This is a genomic window from Ruegeria sp. CG11, assembly GCF_056537245.1.
In genome coordinates this window covers 67176-83092 of sequence record NZ_JBQFRE010000003.1, presented here as the reverse complement: position 1 = coordinate 83092, position 15917 = coordinate 67176, and the positions used below count along the sequence as shown (strand labels likewise).

The 15917-nt window shown below is 60.3% G+C and carries 11 protein-coding genes; 4 read left to right on the top strand and 7 right to left on the bottom strand.

Annotated elements, in window-relative coordinates; genetic code table 11:
- Position 1: 1 nt before the first annotated feature.
- On the bottom strand, positions 2-1663 hold the full coding sequence (gene secD, locus ACR0KW_RS09715; protein ID WP_480804803.1) for a protein translocase subunit SecD: 1662 nt from the start codon (positions 1661-1663) through the stop codon (positions 2-4).
- Positions 1664-1696: 33 nt separating this feature from the next.
- On the bottom strand, positions 1697-1984 hold the full coding sequence (gene yajC, locus ACR0KW_RS09710; RefSeq protein ID WP_170325331.1) for a preprotein translocase subunit YajC: 288 nt from the start codon (positions 1982-1984) through the stop codon (positions 1697-1699).
- Between the two features lie 201 nt (positions 1985-2185).
- On the opposite strand from yajC, the gene ACR0KW_RS09705 reads away from it, so the two are divergent.
- Both ACR0KW_RS09705 and serS read left to right on the top strand, forming a co-directional pair.
- A complete protein-coding gene (locus ACR0KW_RS09705; RefSeq protein ID WP_480804802.1) occupies positions 2186-3850 on the top strand; it encodes a mechanosensitive ion channel family protein in 1665 nt (554 codons plus the stop codon).
- 72 nt (positions 3851-3922) lie between these two features.
- Complete coding sequence (gene serS / locus ACR0KW_RS09700) at positions 3923-5215, top strand: serine--tRNA ligase (protein ID WP_480804801.1); 1293 nt, start codon at positions 3923-3925, stop codon at positions 5213-5215.
- Between the two features lie 54 nt (positions 5216-5269).
- On the opposite strand, the gene ACR0KW_RS09695 is transcribed toward serS, so the two are convergent.
- The 5 genes from ACR0KW_RS09695 to ACR0KW_RS09675 form a co-directional block, all read right to left on the bottom strand.
- Positions 5270-5890 carry a helix-hairpin-helix domain-containing protein gene (locus tag ACR0KW_RS09695; protein WP_480804800.1) on the bottom strand — a complete coding sequence of 207 codons (621 nt, stop codon included), beginning with the start codon at positions 5888-5890 and terminating at the stop codon, positions 5270-5272.
- A 92-nt stretch (positions 5891-5982) separates the two neighbouring features.
- Entirely contained in the window at positions 5983-6969 is a 987-nt protein-coding gene (locus tag ACR0KW_RS09690) for a fatty acid desaturase (RefSeq protein ID WP_480804799.1), read from the bottom strand.
- A gap of 164 nt (positions 6970-7133) precedes the next feature.
- Entirely contained in the window at positions 7134-8597 is a 1464-nt protein-coding gene (gene der / locus ACR0KW_RS09685) for a ribosome biogenesis GTPase Der (RefSeq protein ID WP_480804798.1), read from the bottom strand.
- 48 nt (positions 8598-8645) lie between these two features.
- Complete coding sequence (locus ACR0KW_RS09680) at positions 8646-9968, bottom strand: outer membrane protein assembly factor BamB family protein (RefSeq protein ID WP_480804797.1); 1323 nt, start codon at positions 9966-9968, stop codon at positions 8646-8648.
- A 39-nt stretch (positions 9969-10007) separates the two neighbouring features.
- Entirely contained in the window at positions 10008-10679 is a 672-nt protein-coding gene (locus ACR0KW_RS09675; protein WP_480804796.1) for a hypothetical protein, read from the bottom strand.
- A 225-nt stretch (positions 10680-10904) separates the two neighbouring features.
- On the opposite strand from ACR0KW_RS09675, the gene ACR0KW_RS09670 reads away from it, so the two are divergent.
- Both ACR0KW_RS09670 and ACR0KW_RS09665 read left to right on the top strand, forming a co-directional pair.
- Positions 10905-12137, top strand: a complete 1233-nt coding sequence (locus ACR0KW_RS09670; RefSeq protein WP_480804795.1) for an efflux RND transporter periplasmic adaptor subunit — start codon at positions 10905-10907, stop codon at positions 12135-12137.
- Entirely contained in the window at positions 12134-15907 is a 3774-nt protein-coding gene (locus ACR0KW_RS09665; RefSeq protein ID WP_480804794.1) for an efflux RND transporter permease subunit, read from the top strand. Before ACR0KW_RS09670 ends, ACR0KW_RS09665 begins: the two co-directional genes overlap by 4 nt.
- Positions 15908-15917: the final 10 nt, after the last annotated feature.

Below are 15917 nucleotides of genomic sequence, written 5' to 3'. Positions count from 1 at the left end.
GTCAAACCTCGATCGTTTTCGGGCGGCGGCGTTCGAACCACATCACGACAAACAGGCGCGTGACGAAGATTGCGGTGAAGGCCGAGGTCAGGATACCAAGACCCAGCGTAATCGCGAAACCGCGCACTGGGCCGCTGCCCATGGCAAACAGGATCACCGCTGTGATGAACGTCGTCACGTTAGCGTCGACAATGGCCGACAACGCCTTTTCATAACCCAATTCGATGGCACGCGCCGGACCTTTGGCGGATTTCAGTTCCTCGCGGATACGTTCAAAGATCAGCACGTTGGCGTCCACTGCCATACCCACCGTCAGAACGATGCCCGCAATACCCGGCAGGGTCAGCGTGGCCCCGATCAGCGACAGCAGGCCAAAGATCAGACCCACGTTGATGATCAGCGCGATATTGGCAAACACGCCGAACAGACCATAGCTGAGCGCCATGAAGCTGAGCACCGCGACAAAAGCCACGATGGTCGCGGTTTTACCCGCGTCGATGCTGTCCTGACCCAACTCGGGGCCGATCGTGCGTTCTTCGAGGAACTCCAACCCGGCGGGCAGCGCGCCAGCACGCAGCAGAACGGCCAGATTGGTGCTTTCCTCTACGGTGAAGTTACCGGTGATGATCCCCGATCCGCCGGCAATATGTGCCTGAATCACAGGGGCCGAGATCACCTCGTCATCCAGTACGATAGCGAAAGGAGCGCCGATGTTGTCTCGGGTGTAGTCACCGAACTTGCGCGCGCCGGACGTGTTGAACCGGAAGCTGACCGCCGGGCGACCATTCTGGTCGAACGAGGGCTGCGCATCCACCAGTTCCTCGCCTGTCACGACCGGGGCGGATTCGATGGTGTAAAACACGCCGCTTTCGTCGATAGACGGAACAACCTTTTCCCCGATGCCCGGAGCAACACCCGGTTCGGTGCCGCGACCCACAACCGGGTTGAAGGTCAGCTGCGCCGTGGTGCCGATGATCTCTTTCAATTCACCCGCGCTGCCGATGCCCGGCACCTGGATCAGGATACGGTCGGCGCCCTGGCGCTGAATGGTGGGCTCACGTGTGCCGACCTCGTCGATCCGGCGGCGGATGATTTCCAGCGCCTGACGAACGGTGCGGTCGTCCGAGGCCAGCTTCTCGGCCTCTGACAATTGCACAACAAGGGTATTGCCCTCGGCGCGCACCTCGATATCGGTTGCACCAACGCCGGTCAGCGTCTGGACCTGACGGGCCAGACCGCGCACAACTTCCAGCGCTCGGGACATCCCTTCGGGCTGGCTGATGAGCACGCGAATCTCATCGGGGGCCGATTCCTGTTTGCGGATCGTGCCGACGGTTGCGCGCTCGTCCCGCAGGGCGTCGCGGACCTCGGGCCACATCGCCTCCATCCGGGATTCGTAGACATCTTCGACCTTCACTTCGGCCAGCAGATGCGCCCCGCCGCGCAGATCGAGGCCAAGATTGACCAGCGACGACGGCAGCCAGTTCGGCCATTGCGCCGCCTGCGCCTGCATTTCGGGGGTTTCGATGCCAAGCTCGATCGCGGCCTTGGCATCGTTGGATTGCTCGACGCGCGTGTAGAACGCATTCGGCAGGGCCATCAGCAAGCCGGTCACGCAGACCAACCAGATCAGAACCCGCTTCCAGGTATCAATTTGCAGCATTACCCTGCCTTTTCAAGGAATTATCGCGCGAAGTTACTTCGCCGGTTCGGTCTTGTTCAGAACCTGAGCGATGGTCGACTTGACCACACGGACCTTGACGTTCTCGGCCAGTTCGACCTCGATCTCGTTCTCGCCTTCCTTGACCTTCGACACCTTGCCGATCAGACCACCCTGGGTGACCACCTGATCGCCCCGGCGCACGGCTTCGACCATGGCCTGGTGTTCCTTCATCTTCTTCTGCTGCGGACGGATCAGCAGGAAATACATGATCGCGAAGATCAGGATCAGCGGGAGAAACTGGGCGATTGCGCCACCTTCCATGGGATATTCCTTTTGTTTTGATGATGCGGAGGGCTCCGCAAATTTGGCGAGAACCTATGCTTTGAGTTGAACCTTTGCAAGCAAAGGCGGCGCTGTGACCCATCTGAACCCGACCCGACCCTACCAAGAACACACAAAGCGTTGCAGATATGCCCTATGAACATTGCCGAAACCGGGTATAGTTCGGGGCAAGGGGGACACATGGTACGGTATTTCAAGCCCTTCCTTTTATTGCCTTATTTCTTGATCCCACTGGTGTTGAGCCTGTGGTTTTCGGGTCCTGTTTGGGCTCAGGAAACGCCCGTCGAAAATGTCACGTCCGAGGTCGACGAGTCGGATGCTTTCATGGCCCCTGTCATCGTGGATGGGGACGTTTTGTTTCAGGTCCGGGGGTCCAGCGCCCTGCCCGCGCCAGAGCGCGCGGAAGGCGTGCAGAACAAGATCATAGAAATCGCCGAAGCCTCGGACGCGCCTTCGGTCGAGATCACCTATGAAGAGACCGAACTTGGTACATGGATTATGGCCGATGGCGAGAGAATCTCGATCGTCACCACTGCCGATTCCGAACTGGACCAGATGGAGTTGGGCGTCCTCAGCGTGCTGCACGGCACTGCGATCGAACAAGCCATCGAGGCCTATCGCGCCAATCGCACCGAACAGGCGCGCGTATCCGGTGCTATCGAAGCCGCCGCCTGGACGTTCGGATTTGTTATCTTTGTCGTGGCCATCCTTTGGTTGCACCGAAGAATTCGGCGACGCACGCTGAAATTCGTCAAACGACACCTGAAGGATGTGGAAACCGCCACCGCCAAAAGCGTTCAGGCCGAAGCAATTGCCGCATTAGTCCGCTACGGGCTGAACTTCGTTCTTTTGGTGATCTTTTTTCTGGGCTTCTACTACTATCTGTCCTTCGTCCTGCTGGCCTTTGCCGAAACCCGTTATTTCGCGCAGTTGCTGCTCACCTATCTGACCGAGCCGGTTCTGCTGATCTTCAAAGGTATCCTCAGCTACATCCCAAATATGATCATGCTGGGTCTGATCGCCTGGGTGACGATGTACATCATCAAAGGGTTGCGTGTGTTTTTTGACGCGGTCGAGGCCGGCTCATTCGACATGGGCGATTTCGAGAAACATTGGGTCAGCCCTACGTTCAACATCGCCCGCGTCGTTGTCATCCTGATCGCGCTGGTTTTTGCGGTGCCCTACATACCAGGCTCGGATTCGGCTGCGTTTCAGGGCCTGACCATTCTGGTCGGGGCGATGTTGTCGCTGGGGGCGAACTCGGTCGTATCGAACATGCTGGCCGGGCTGTTCGTGATCTATCGCCGTTCAACCTCGATCGGGGACCGCATTCAGATTGGGGATCATATTGGCGACGTGGTTCAGATCAAGCTGATGGAGACGCATCTGAAATCGATCAAGAACGAACTGATCTCGATCCCCAATGCGCAATTGATGAATTCGGACGTGGTCAATTTCTCAAAGAAAACCGATGGCAGTGGGCTGCTGCTGCACACCACCGTCGGCATCGGCTATGAAGAGCCGCCCGAGAAAGTCGAAGCGATGCTGATCGAGGCCGCCCATCGGACCAAGGGGATCAAGGCCAAGCCGGAACCCTTTGTTTTGTGGACCGCTCTGGCGGATTACGCGATCAACTATCAGATCAACGGCTATACCACGCGCGGCAGCATCATCCCGAAAATCCGCTCGGACCTGCACCGCAACATCGTGGCCGTCTTCAATGAGAACAATGTGCAGATCATGACGCCCTCTTACATGGCCGATCCGCCCGAGCCAAAAATCCCGGCAGAGGAATGGGATGGCCACCTGGCACATGAATCGCACGAGGGCGCGGATAAGTCGTAACCGGTGCTACACCCTGCCTTTCAGATGGTGCATAAGCGGTTTCAGTGATTCACGCATTTAAGGATCTGAACCATGCACGACATCCGCGCCATTCGCGAAAACCCAGCCGCCTTCGACGCCGCCCTTGCGCGCCGTGGGGACGCGCCGGTGTCGTCAGATGTGCTGAGGCTGGACGAAAGCCGCCGCGCCAAGATTCTGGCCGCGGAAACCGCGCAGGCCGAACAGAACAAGGCGTCCAAAGAGGTCGGTGCAGCCAAAGGGCGCGGCGATGAGGCCGAGTTCGAACGTCTGCGCACTCTGGTCGCCGAGAAAAAGGCCGAGGTCGCGCGCATGCAGACCGAAGCCAAGGACCTGGACGCCCTGCTGACCGACCAGCTGATCCGCATCGCCAACCTGCCCGCCGAGGACGTGCCCGCAGGTGCGGATGAGAACGACAATGTCGAGATCAACCGCTGGGGCACGCCGCGCGAACTGGACTTTGCACCCAAAGAGCATTTCGAGATCGAAGCCGTTCAGAACGGCATGGATTTTGAAACCGCCGCGAAACTCTCCGGCTCGCGTTTTGTGCTGCTGTCCGGTGGTGTTGCCCGCATTCACCGGGCGCTGGCGCAGTTCATGTTGGACACGCATATCAACGAAAACGAATTGACCGAGGTGAACGGCCCGGTTCTGGTCCTATCCGAGATGATGCAAGGCACCGGTCAGCTGCCGAAATTCGGTGAAGACAGCTATCAAACCCGCGAGGGCTGGTGGCTGATCCCGACCTCCGAGGTCTCGCTGACCAACATCGTCAACGACACGATGATCGAGGAAAGCTACTTGCCCCGCCGCTATACCGCGCATTCGCTGTGCTTCCGGTCAGAGGCAGGCAGCGCCGGTAAAGACACCCGTGGCATGCTGCGCCAGCACCAGTTTGAAAAGGTCGAGATGGTCTCGGTCACCCATCCGGATAAATCGGACGACGAGCAGAAACGCATGCTGCGCTGCGCCGAGGGTATCCTCGAAAAACTGGGCATCCCCTATCGCACCGTGATCCTGTGCACCGGCGACATGGGCTTTGGCGCGCGCCGCACCTACGACATCGAGGCATGGCTACCCGGTCAGGACACCTATCGCGAGATCAGCTCGGTCTCGACCTGCGGTGACTTTCAGGCCCGCCGCATGAACGCGCGCTTCCGCCCCGAAGGCGGCGGCAAGCCGGGATATGTTCACACGCTGAACGGCTCGGGCCTAGCCGTTGGTCGCTGCCTGATTGCCGTGCTGGAAAACGGCCAGAACGCCGATGGCACAGTCACCCTGCCCGAGGTTCTGGCCCCCTATCTGGGCGGTAAGCTGATCCTGCAACTGGACGGCACGCTGGCCTAAAAAAACCGGCGCCTCAAACGGCACCGGTTCGACAACCCAAAAGGCGGAGAGGGCTTACTTCTTCGCCTTTTTCTTACCTTTCTTCTTGTCTTTGCTTTTATCTTTCTTCTTGTCGTCTTTTTTCTTCTGAGCTTTTTTCTTGTCGTCCTTCTTGGACTTTTTGTCCTTCTTGGCCTTGGCCTTTACCTTGTCCTTTGCCTTCGAGAACACGGCTTCCATCTCTTGCAGTTTTTTGGCGGCCTTTTCAGCCTTGGCTTTCGCCTTAGCCTTTTTGCGGGCTTTCGCTTCGGCGGCCGCGGCTGCGGCCTTTTCCTCGGCTGCCTTGCGTGCAGCGTCTTCAGCACGCTTTTCGGCGGCTGCAGCGGCGACGGTTTTCCGGGCCGCAGGTCTGCGCGTCGCAGGTTTACGGGCCGGGGTGCGGCGCGTTGCGGGCTTGGCGGCAGCGGGTTTTCTGGCCGCAGGTTTCGCGGCCGGTTTGGCCGCAGCTGGTTTTGCCGCAATCGCCTCTTTCGCTGCGGCGATCAGCAACGGCGCACGGGCAACACCAATTCCAGAAACTTTGACCAGGTCGGTGGGGCTGGCTTTGGCGATGGCTTCGGCGGTCTTGAAACCATTAGCGGTCAGCGCCTGCCCCAGCGCCTCACCTACACCCTTCACGTTGGTCACTGCGGTCATTGCGAGTCCTTTCTTTTTCCCTGCGCTCTAACGTATATACGCTGAATATACATAGCAGCAAGCCAATGAACGGCCAAAGCCGCCCCAAGTTGTCAACTGCTGTGCGCCAGCGTACCGGTTGAGTCCTTTTTCGGAAATGGCACGAGGCGTTTGGCATCCTCGTCCCAAAGTTTCAGATTCAGTGCCGCCACGGCCTCGGGGAATTTGATCCGGCGCGGCGTGTATTCGGGCGGCAGGTTATAGTGGCACGCCCGCAACCGGTAAGACGGAATGCGCGCGTTGAAATGGTGAATGTCATGCAAGGTAATGCACGCCACCGCGTTGTCGAACCACCAGCCGAAATCCAACGCGGAAGACCCCTGCAGGGCCGCCAGTTGCGGATCAAGATCCGGGCGGCGGTCCCAATAGGTGTCCTCGAAATTGTGCTGCAGATAGACGAGGAACACGCCCAGCATCCCGCCCAGCAGAGAGAACACCAGCCAGACCAGAATGCCTGTCGAGCCTGCGATCAGATAAAGCAGACCCAGGAACACCACGATGGACAGGTTGTGCAGCACCACGCCCTTGGCCCCGAACCGAACCGTGTTCTTGGGCCAGCGATAGCGGATGAAATAGGTGAACAGCGCGCCAACCGGAACCAGAATGAATGGGTTGCGGTAAAGCCGATAGAACAAACGGGTTTTCCAATCCGCTTCATTCCACTCGCGCAGGGTCATAGTGTGGATCTCACCGGTTTCCCGATGTTCCAAGTTGCCGATGCCCGCGTGGTGCAGGTTGTGGTTCTGCTTCATCACCTCGAACGGAGCAAAGGTGAACGGAGACAACCCATGCCCGGCCCATTCATTCTGTTCACGCGTTTCAAACAGGGAATGGTGTCCGCAATCATGCTGCAACACGTAAAGCCGCACAGCGGAAAAGGCGAAGACGATCCCGGCGGGGATCATGATGTACCAGCGGTCGACATATACAATGGCCAGCGCCAGCGACGTGAAATAAACCGCGAATGTTCCAAAATAGCTCAGTGCAGCCAGCCGATTGTCCTGCACCGCATATTGTCGTGTATATTCCCGCAAATTCATTCAGCCTGTCCCCACGGTTGGCCAAGTTAGTATCACAACGAAACTATTTGCATCTTCCTATTATTCAAGTCGCGCACACAGAAACACATGCGCACAGGCGAATGCTAGCCTGCGGCAGCCGGGCTGTCACGCCCTTCAGCCAAAAATGCTGAAAATTGGCGCAGTTACGCGCGACCTTTGAGATGTTTGGCCAGCGCGCCCGCGTTTTTCTTGCGCCGCCCCTTATAGGGGTTCTTGTCGCCCTGCCCGCGCAACGTCAGGCGGATTGGCGTTCCCGGCATGTCGAAATCTTCGCGCAGACCGTTGACCAAATAGCGCGTGTAGCTTTCCGGCATCTTGTCGGGGTGCGAGCACATCACCACGAACCCAGGGGGACGGGTCTTGGCCTGTGTCATATAGCGCAGTTTGATCCGGCGGCCCTGCGGAGCTGGCGGCGGGTGCTGTTCCAGCATCGCGGTCAGCCAACGGTTCAGCGCCGCGGTGGGGACGCGACGGTTCCAGACATCATGGGCACGCAAAATGGCGGCGCGCAGACGCTCCAGCCCGCGGCCGGTCTTGGCGGACACGGTAACCAGCGGTGCGCCGCGCAGCTGCGGCAGCAGACGCTCGAACGACTCTTTCAGATCGCGCAGCTTTTCCTGCTTGTCTTCTTCGATGTCCCATTTGTTGACGGCGACAACCACGGCGCGGCCCTCGCGTTCTGCCAAGTCAGCAATACGCAGGTCCTGCTGTTCGAACGGAATCGCAGCGTCCAGCAGAACCACCACAACCTCGGCGAATTTCACCGCGCGCAGACCGTCAGAGACCGAGAGCTTTTCCAGCTTCTCCTGCACCTTGGCTTTCTTGCGCATCCCCGCCGTATCGAAAATACGCATAGGGGTGCTGCCGCCATCCGGGTCGGCCCAGTCGATCCGCAGGCTGATCGCATCGCGCGTGATCCCGGCCTCGGGGCCGGTCAGCAGGCGGTCTTCACCGATGATCTTGTTGATAAGAGTGGACTTACCCGCGTTCGGACGCCCAACGACGGCCACCTGCAAAGGCTTGGCTGCGCTGATCAGAGGGGTTTCACCCTCTCCATCCTCATCCAGTTCGACATCGATTTCAGGCGCGTTATCCTCGGCCTTTTCGGCCGCTGCATCGGCCAGGGGCATCAGCTGCGCATAAAGGTCGGTCATCCCCTCACCGTGCTCGCCCGACAAGCGAACCGGCTCACCAAGACCCAGGTTATAGGCCTCAAGCACACCGGCATCCGCCGCGCTGCCCTCGGCTTTGTTCGCCGCAAGGATCACGTGTTTCGAGCGTTTCCGCAGAATCTCGGCGAACATCTCATCGGTCGGGGTCAGACCCACACGGGCGTCGATCATGAACAGGCAGACATCGGCCATGTCCACCGCGCGTTCGGTCAGGCGACGCATCCGGCCCTGTAGGCTGTCATCGGTCGCGTCCTCAAGACCCGCCGTATCGATCACCGTAAAACGCAGATCGCCCAGACGCCCTTCGCCTTCGCGCAGGTCACGCGTCACGCCGGGCTGATCGTCGACCAAAGCCAGACGTTTGCCCACAAGGCGGTTGAACAGAGTGGATTTGCCCACATTCGGGCGCCCCACGATGGCGAGGGTCAGCGACATGATACTCAACTTTCAAGACTCAGACGCGCCCTTTAACGCATCTTGTCGTCAACGGAAAGCGTGCAGTTCACCTTTGGTCGATACGACGTACAACGTCTGCCCCGCCACAACGGGGGCCGTGGTGGCGCCACCGGGCACCTCGACCCTGTTCACCAGCGTCCCGTCCACAGGGTTGAAGAACCGCAGGTAACCGTCATTCGAGGCGACCACGATGCGCCCGCCCGCCAATATCGGACCATAATGGGCAACGATCGGGCCGCGACGTTTCGGCTTGTCCTTGACGAAGCCTGGCAGGTCCTGCGCCCAGACGATCGAGCCGTCCGCGATATTCAAACGGACCAGCTGGCTGCGGTCGCTGATCAGGAACAGGCTGTTGCCTGCAGGCCAGACCGTATCAACGGCACCTTCACCCGCAGTCCAGATCCGCTCGCCCGAGCCCGCGTCGAATGCCACGGTCCGGCCCGAGTGGTTACCGATATAAATCTTGTCGCCAACAACCATCGGGCCGCCGGTTACGTCCACGATCTGCGCCGCAGCACGCCCACGGCGCCCGCCCGCAACTGACGCGTTCCAGCGCCGGATGCCGCCCTTGCGGAAGGTCGCAGCCACGTCACCCGAGCCGAAAGCGAACACCGCAAATTCTGACGCAATGACCGGAGCCGGTGCGCCAAGCACATTGCCAACGCTCGGCGTACCCTGAATCTGCCAGGCGATGCGGCCATCCTTGGTGTTCACGGCCCAGCCGGTTTCGTCACCCGCAACCAAATACAACAGGCCGTCATTGACCAGCGGTGCACCGCTGCCAGTCGCATTCAGGCGTTTCTGCCACTTGATCGCGCCGGATTTCGCATCGAGTGCCGTGAGCCGCCCAAAGCCGGACGACACGTAGAGAACTCCGTTTGCATAGGCCAGTCCGCCACCGGTCGCATCCGAATCCCCGTCGTTCGCAGGGATAAGGTTCGTGTTCCACGCCACCTGCCCCTGCGGGGTAACCGCCGAGACGGTCGCGCCGGAATCCAGCGTATAGATCAGGCCACCTGCAACGACAGGCTCGGCGGTGATGCGCCGCTTCCGCGAATCTCCGTCGCCAATCGAGGTGGACCAGATGCGCTGGGGCGTGGCACGCAGGGCCGCATTGGTGGTGCGGTAAGCCGGCGTTCCAGCGCTTTGCGACCAGTTGGCATTCGCCTTTTGCGCCGGCAGGCTGATCGGCTTCGAACCGCGGGTTTCGGTGGTCTCAGTATCCGAGGCCGGACGGATATCCTCGCGCTCGCCGGGCAGAATGACCTCAGGCTCTTCACAGGCAGCAAGCGCCGTCAGAGATAGTGCCGCAACCGACAATCCAATGCGGGAGAAAAGACTTGTCACCATGATGCTCCGAACTCGCCTGTCATTCTTTTTGCCGCCGTATCAGCCCTGCTGGGCCACCAACGGTTCCGGTTCGCCGCCGAGCGCGACAATCAATTGTGCGGCACGTTGCTGAAGGTCTACGCCGATCTCTGCGTCCTGACGCATCGCCTGCAGCCGCTCGATCGCCGCATCGTTGTTGCCCTCGGAAATGTCGATCAGAGCCAGCTGTTCCTCGGCCAGCAACCGCAGGGGTGCGCCCGGTGCGGCCAGAGCTTCGAACTGCTGGCGGCGGTCGGCGACCGGCAAAGTGTCGCTTTGCAGCAGCAGCGCCTTGAAGGCGGCAATGGCGCGGTAGATCTCGGGAAGGTCGCCCTGAACGGCGACGGCATTCAGGCTGTTCACAGCGTCTTCGCGTGATCCGGCCTCGATCTGCGACGAGGACAGCAGCAGGTTCAGAACGGCATCGCCGCCGGGCGTGGCCGCATCGATGCTGGCCAGGCTGGCCGCACGTTCCGCGGAGTCATTCTGCGTCAGCGCGCTCAGAATCTCATCCCCCAGCTTTTCCGCCGCGCTGGTGGTCCGGGCTTTGCGAATCTCGTTGAAGGCGGCACCGCCTACGATCAGGACTACGGCCAAAACGCCGACCCAACCCCAGCGGCGCAGCAGCAGGAACAGACGGTCGCGGCGGACCTCTTCGGTCACCTCATCAATAAAACTGTCGGTGTCGCTCATCCCTGCTCCCCGGGCTGTAACCTGTTCATATGGCGCCATGTCATACCCCGCCGCCTTTGCCAAGCCAAGGGCCGGAATTCGGACATTTTCACCGCGATGCACTGCCCTTGCAGAAAAAAGTGAACCGAACTATCCAGTTTAGTGTAGAAATGGTGCATGCCTGACCCCATTTTCAGGCATACACGCCGAAGGACAATCGGCGACGAATTCTGGGAGAGTCTTTGTATGCGTTTGATTTCATTCGTGAATGCGCTTTTGGTGATTGCCGCACTGTTCTTTTTGGTCTTCGAAAGGGACGCGCTGTTTGCTTTCGCCGGTCGTGGCGACTCTGAGACTGACGCTGCGTCAAATGCGGAATTCGCAGCCAACACGACGTCAGACCAGAACGCCATAGGCGTTGTTGTCCTGCGGTCCGCAGCACGAGAAATTGACAGCGCCGTGTTGTTGCGCGGGCAAACCAAGGCCAACCGTCAGGTTGAAGTTCTGGCCGAAACCACCTCGACCGTGATTTCGGAACCCAAGCGAAGAGGGACCTTTGTTGAGGCCGGTGACCTGCTGTGTGAACTGGACCCCGGCACCCGCCCTGCCAGCCTGGCCGAGGCCGAAGCCGCCCGGCTTGAAGCCGAAAGCCGTATTCCTGAGGCCGAGGCGCGCCTGGAAGAAGCGCACGCGCTGGTTGCCGAGGCGCAGATCAATCTGACGGCAGCTCAGAAACTGTCGGAAACCGGGTTCGGATCGGAAACCCGCCGGATTTCAAGCGAGGCCGCGATGCGTTCGGCCGAAGCCGGTGTCAAAACCGCAGAGGCGGGTCTGGAAGCCACCCGCGCCGGGATCGAAGCCGCCACTGCCGAGGTCAAGGCCGCCCAGCGCGAGATCGACCGCCAGACCATCGAAGCCCCCTTCAAAGGGCTGCTGGAAAGCGACACCGCCGAATTGGGCAGCCTGATGCAGCCCGGCTCGCTGTGTGCGACCGTCATTCAGCTGGACCCGATCAAGCTGGTCGGTTTCGTGCCCGAGGTCGATGTGAACAAGATCCTTGTCGGCTCAGAAGCCTCGGCGCAGCTTGTTACCGGTCTTCAGGTCGCTGGTCGTGTCACGTTCCTGAGCCGGTCGGCGGATGAAACCACCCGCACATTCGAGGTTGAGATCACTGTCCCCAATCCAGAGCTTAACATTCGCGACGGTCAAACTGCCGATATCCGCATTTCGGCCGAAGGGGCAAAAGCGCATCTTCTGCCGCAATCCGCCCTGACACTGAACAACGAAGGTCAGGTTGGCGTCCGCACCGTAGGCGCGGAAAACGTCGTCGGCTTCATGCCGATCCGCCTGCTGCGTGACACGGCTGAGGGCGTCTGGGTCGACGGGCTGCCGGAAACCGCGGATGTCATCGTTGTCGGGCAGGAGTTCGTGACACAGGGCGTCATCGTTAAGCCCACCTATCGGGAAGCTGCACAATGACAGGTTTGGTAGGATGGGCCGCCGACAGGGCCCGCATGGTTCTGGCCTTCATCGCGATCTCGCTGGTTGTCGGCGGGTTCGCCTATGTCAGCCTGCCCAAGGAAGGCGAGCCGGATATCGAAATCCCGGCCTTGTTCGTCTCGGTCCAGTTCCCCGGCATTTCTGCCGAGGATTCGGAAAACCTGCTGATCAAGCCAATGGAAACCGAGCTGGCGGATCTGGACGGTCTGAAAGAGATGACTGCCACCGCCGCCGAAGGCTATGCCGGTATCGCGCTCGAGTTTGACTTTGGCTGGGACAAGACGGCGATCATGGCGGACGTGCGCGATGCGATGAACAGCGCACAGGCCGATTTCCCGGAAGGGGCCGAGCAATACTCGCTGTTCGAAATCAACTTTTCCGAATTCCCCATCGTCATCGTCAACCTGACTGGCGCCGTGCCCGAACGCACGATGGCGCGCATTGCCAAAGACTTGCAGGACGATCTGGAAGCGCTGGATTCGGTGCTTGAGGCCGGAATCGCGGGCAATCGCGATGAACTGCTCGAGGTCATCATCGACCCGCTGCGGCTTGAGGCCTACGACGTATCAGCGGATGAGTTGATCAGCGTCGTGCAGAACAACAACCAGTTGATCGCTGCGGGTGAGGTCGACACCGCGCAGGGCACCTTCTCGGTCAAGATTCCGTCCTCGTTCAAAACCGCCGAGGATGTTTACAGCCTGCCCGTCAAGGTCAATGGCGACCGTGTCGTGACGATGGGTGAGTTGGCGCAGATCAACTACACCTTCGAAGACCGCGAAGGCACCGCCCGGTTCGACGGCGAATCCACCGTGGCGTTGCAGGTGGTCAAACGCAAAGGTTTCAACCTGATCGACACGGTGGCGCAGGTGAAACAGGCACTGGCCGCCGCACAGGAGAAATGGCCATCCGAGCTGCGTGCCGCCGTCGATGTCGGCACCTCGAACGACCAGAGCCGTATCGTCGACTCGATGGTACGTCAGCTTGAGGGCTCGGTCCTGACCGCCATTGCGCTGGTGATGATCGTGGTTCTGGCCTCGCTGGGCACCCGCGCAGCGTTGCTGGTAGGCTTTGCGATCCCGACCTCGTTCCTGCTGAGCTTTGCGTTTCTTGCCATTATGGGGGTCAGCATCTCGAACATGGTGATGTTCGGGCTGATCCTTGCCGTGGGGATGCTGGTCGACGGGGCCATCGTGGTGGTGGAATACGCCGACAAACGCATCAAGGAAGGCATCGGTCCGATGCACGCCTATGTCGAGGCGGCACAGCGGATGTTCTGGCCCATCGTGTCGTCCACCGCAACGACGCTGTGCGCCTTCCTGCCGATGCTGTTCTGGCCGGGTGTGCCCGGTGAATTCATGAAGATGCTGCCGATCACGCTGATCTTCGTACTTTCTTCGTCGCTGATCGTCGCGCTGATCTACCTGCCTGTCGTGGGTGGTGTCTCGGGTCGCCTCAGCCGGACCTTCGACCGCACATCAAACTGGCTGCGGAGTGTAGCCCCATGGTGGGTGCGCGCGATCTTGGTTCCTCCGTCGCTCTATATGATCTTCCTTGGCGCGATGCAAATGCTGAACCCGGACTACCTTCTGCCCGGCGGAGTGGTTGCGGGTGCGCTTCTGTTCATCGCAGGTGGCTTTGCCGGCTCGGTGACCCTGAGCGCCGCCAAGATCGAGCGCCACCACGAAGAGCGCGTCCATACCGCGCGCGAACACAGCTGGTTCGGTTACGTGGTCAAATTCCTGGTCGGCAACCCGATCATGCCCGTGGTTTCGATTGCTGTCGTGGCGCTCAGCGTCATGGGGGTGATGACCTATTTCATAAACAACAACCGTGGCGTCGAGTTCTTCGTCGAAACCGAACCGGAACAGGCCACCGCCTATGTCCGAGCCCGGGGCAACCTGTCGCTGCAGGAAAAAGACGCGATGGTGCTGGCCGCCGAAGAGGTGATCAGCGCGCACCCGGCCGTGACCAACGTGTTCTCCTTTGCCGGCGAAGGCGGTCTGAACCAGAACAACGGAGGCGCGCAGGCGCCTGCCGATACCGTGGGCCGTGTGCAGTTCGAAATCACTCCGTGGGAAGACCGGCCCAAGCAGACCGAACCCGCCCTGTTCGGGTTGTTCGACCGTGAAATCATCGCACCGGAATATGACGGTGATTTCGTTCTGGACGAGTTGAACGTGGAACTCGCCAAACTGCCCGGTTTCATCGTGGAAATCCTTCCGCTGGAACAAGGCCCGGCGGCAGCCAAGCCGGTGCATCTGCGCATCAAGGGTGACGGGTGGGAGGAACTGACCGCCGCCGCCCAATCAGCGCGCGCCGTGTTCGATGAAACGCCCGGCCTGATCAAGGTCGAAGACACCATGCCCCTGCCCGGCATCGACTGGCAGATCGACGTGGATGTTGCCAAGGCAGGTCGGTTCGGCGCCGACGTCGCCACCGTCGGCGCGATGGTGCAACTTGTCACACGCGGAATCCTGCTGGGCGAGATGCGCCCCGACAGCACCGATGAAGAGGTCGAAATCCGCGTCCGCCTGCCCGAGGAAGACCGGGTACTGTCCACGCTCGACACGCTCAAGGTGCGCACGCCCGACGGGCTGGTGCCGCTGTCGAACTTTGTGACCCGCCAGCCGGTGGCCAAACTGGCCGAGATCAACCGGATCGATCAGCAGCGGTATTACGACGTGAAGGCGGATGTCGAACCGGGCCTGTCCAAAGTGGTTGTCGATGGTCCGGACGGATCCGAGCAAAGTCTGGCCGTTGTGCGAGCCGTCGAAGAAGGCGTCGATCCCAGCGGGGCAACCGTCACCAAACCGGACGGTACAGTATACGAGCTGTTCCAACTGACCGGAGCCGACAGCGTCGACGACCTGCGCGCAGCGATCGAAGACGGCGAGGCCAGATTTGCTCTGGTCAATCCGAACGAGCGGATTGCAGTGCTGACCGAATGGCTGAACACCGAGCCGTTCTCGACCGCGATCAGCTGGGAATGGACCGGCGATCAGGAGGATCAGGAGGAATCCGGAGCCTTCCTGCAAAGCGCATTCCTGGGCGCGCTGGGGCTGATGTTCGTAATCCTGCTGGCGCAGTTCAACTCGCTCTATAACTCGGTCCTGGTGCTGCTGGCGGTCGTGCTGTCGACCACCGGGGTGCTGATCGGGATGATTATCATGCAGCAGCCCTTCTCGATCATCATGACCGGTACCGGCATCGTGGCGCTGGCGGGGATCGTGGTGAACAACAACATCGTTCTGATCGACACCTATCAGGAATACAGCCGCTACATGCCCCGGATCGAAGCGATCGTCCGCACCGCCGAGGCGCGTATCCGCCCGGTTCTGCTGACCACCTTAACCACGATGGCCGGTTTGACGCCGATGATGTTCGGCCTGTCGCTGGACTTCATCAATGGCGGTTACTCGATCAACAGCCCGACGGCGCTGTGGTGGAAACAGCTGGCCACTGCTGTGGTGTTCGGACTGGGCATCGCGACAGTTCTGACGCTGATCGTGACGCCTTCGTTCCTTGCGCTGCGCGTGTGGGTCTCGACCTATCTGGTGTGGTTGGGCAGGGTTCTGGCCCGTGTAACGTCGGGGCATTCCAGCCAGGTGGCGCAGGATATGGCCATCGGCAAGGCTGCCCGTCAGGCACAGGCGACCGAAGTTGTCTGGGGCGATGAAAGGGAACCCGCGTCCACGGATGCCAAAACGCCGGAACGTCCGCCGGGGACGCCTCTGAAAGCCGCTGAATAAAAAAATGGCG

Excerpts from the sequence above, each read along its gene's own strand:
- secD (WP_480804803.1), bottom strand. The coding sequence starts at position 1,663 with ATGCTGCAAATTGATACCTGGAAGCGGGTTCTGATCTGGTTGGTCTGC.
- yajC (WP_170325331.1), bottom strand. The coding sequence starts at position 1,984 with ATGGAAGGTGGCGCAATCGCCCAGTTTCTCCCGCTGATCCTGATCTTC.
- ACR0KW_RS09705 (WP_480804802.1), top strand. The coding sequence starts at position 2,186 with ATGGTACGGTATTTCAAGCCCTTCCTTTTATTGCCTTATTTCTTGATC.
- serS (WP_480804801.1), top strand. The coding sequence starts at position 3,923 with ATGCACGACATCCGCGCCATTCGCGAAAACCCAGCCGCCTTCGACGCC.
- ACR0KW_RS09695 (WP_480804800.1), bottom strand. The coding sequence starts at position 5,890 with ATGACCGCAGTGACCAACGTGAAGGGTGTAGGTGAGGCGCTGGGGCAG.
- ACR0KW_RS09690 (WP_480804799.1), bottom strand. The coding sequence starts at position 6,969 with ATGAATTTGCGGGAATATACACGACAATATGCGGTGCAGGACAATCGG.
- der (WP_480804798.1), bottom strand. The coding sequence starts at position 8,597 with ATGTCGCTGACCCTCGCCATCGTGGGGCGCCCGAATGTGGGCAAATCC.
- ACR0KW_RS09680 (WP_480804797.1), bottom strand. The coding sequence starts at position 9,968 with ATGGTGACAAGTCTTTTCTCCCGCATTGGATTGTCGGTTGCGGCACTA.
- ACR0KW_RS09675 (WP_480804796.1), bottom strand. The coding sequence starts at position 10,679 with ATGAGCGACACCGACAGTTTTATTGATGAGGTGACCGAAGAGGTCCGC.
- ACR0KW_RS09670 (WP_480804795.1), top strand. The coding sequence starts at position 10,905 with ATGCGTTTGATTTCATTCGTGAATGCGCTTTTGGTGATTGCCGCACTG.
- ACR0KW_RS09665 (WP_480804794.1), top strand. The coding sequence starts at position 12,134 with ATGACAGGTTTGGTAGGATGGGCCGCCGACAGGGCCCGCATGGTTCTG.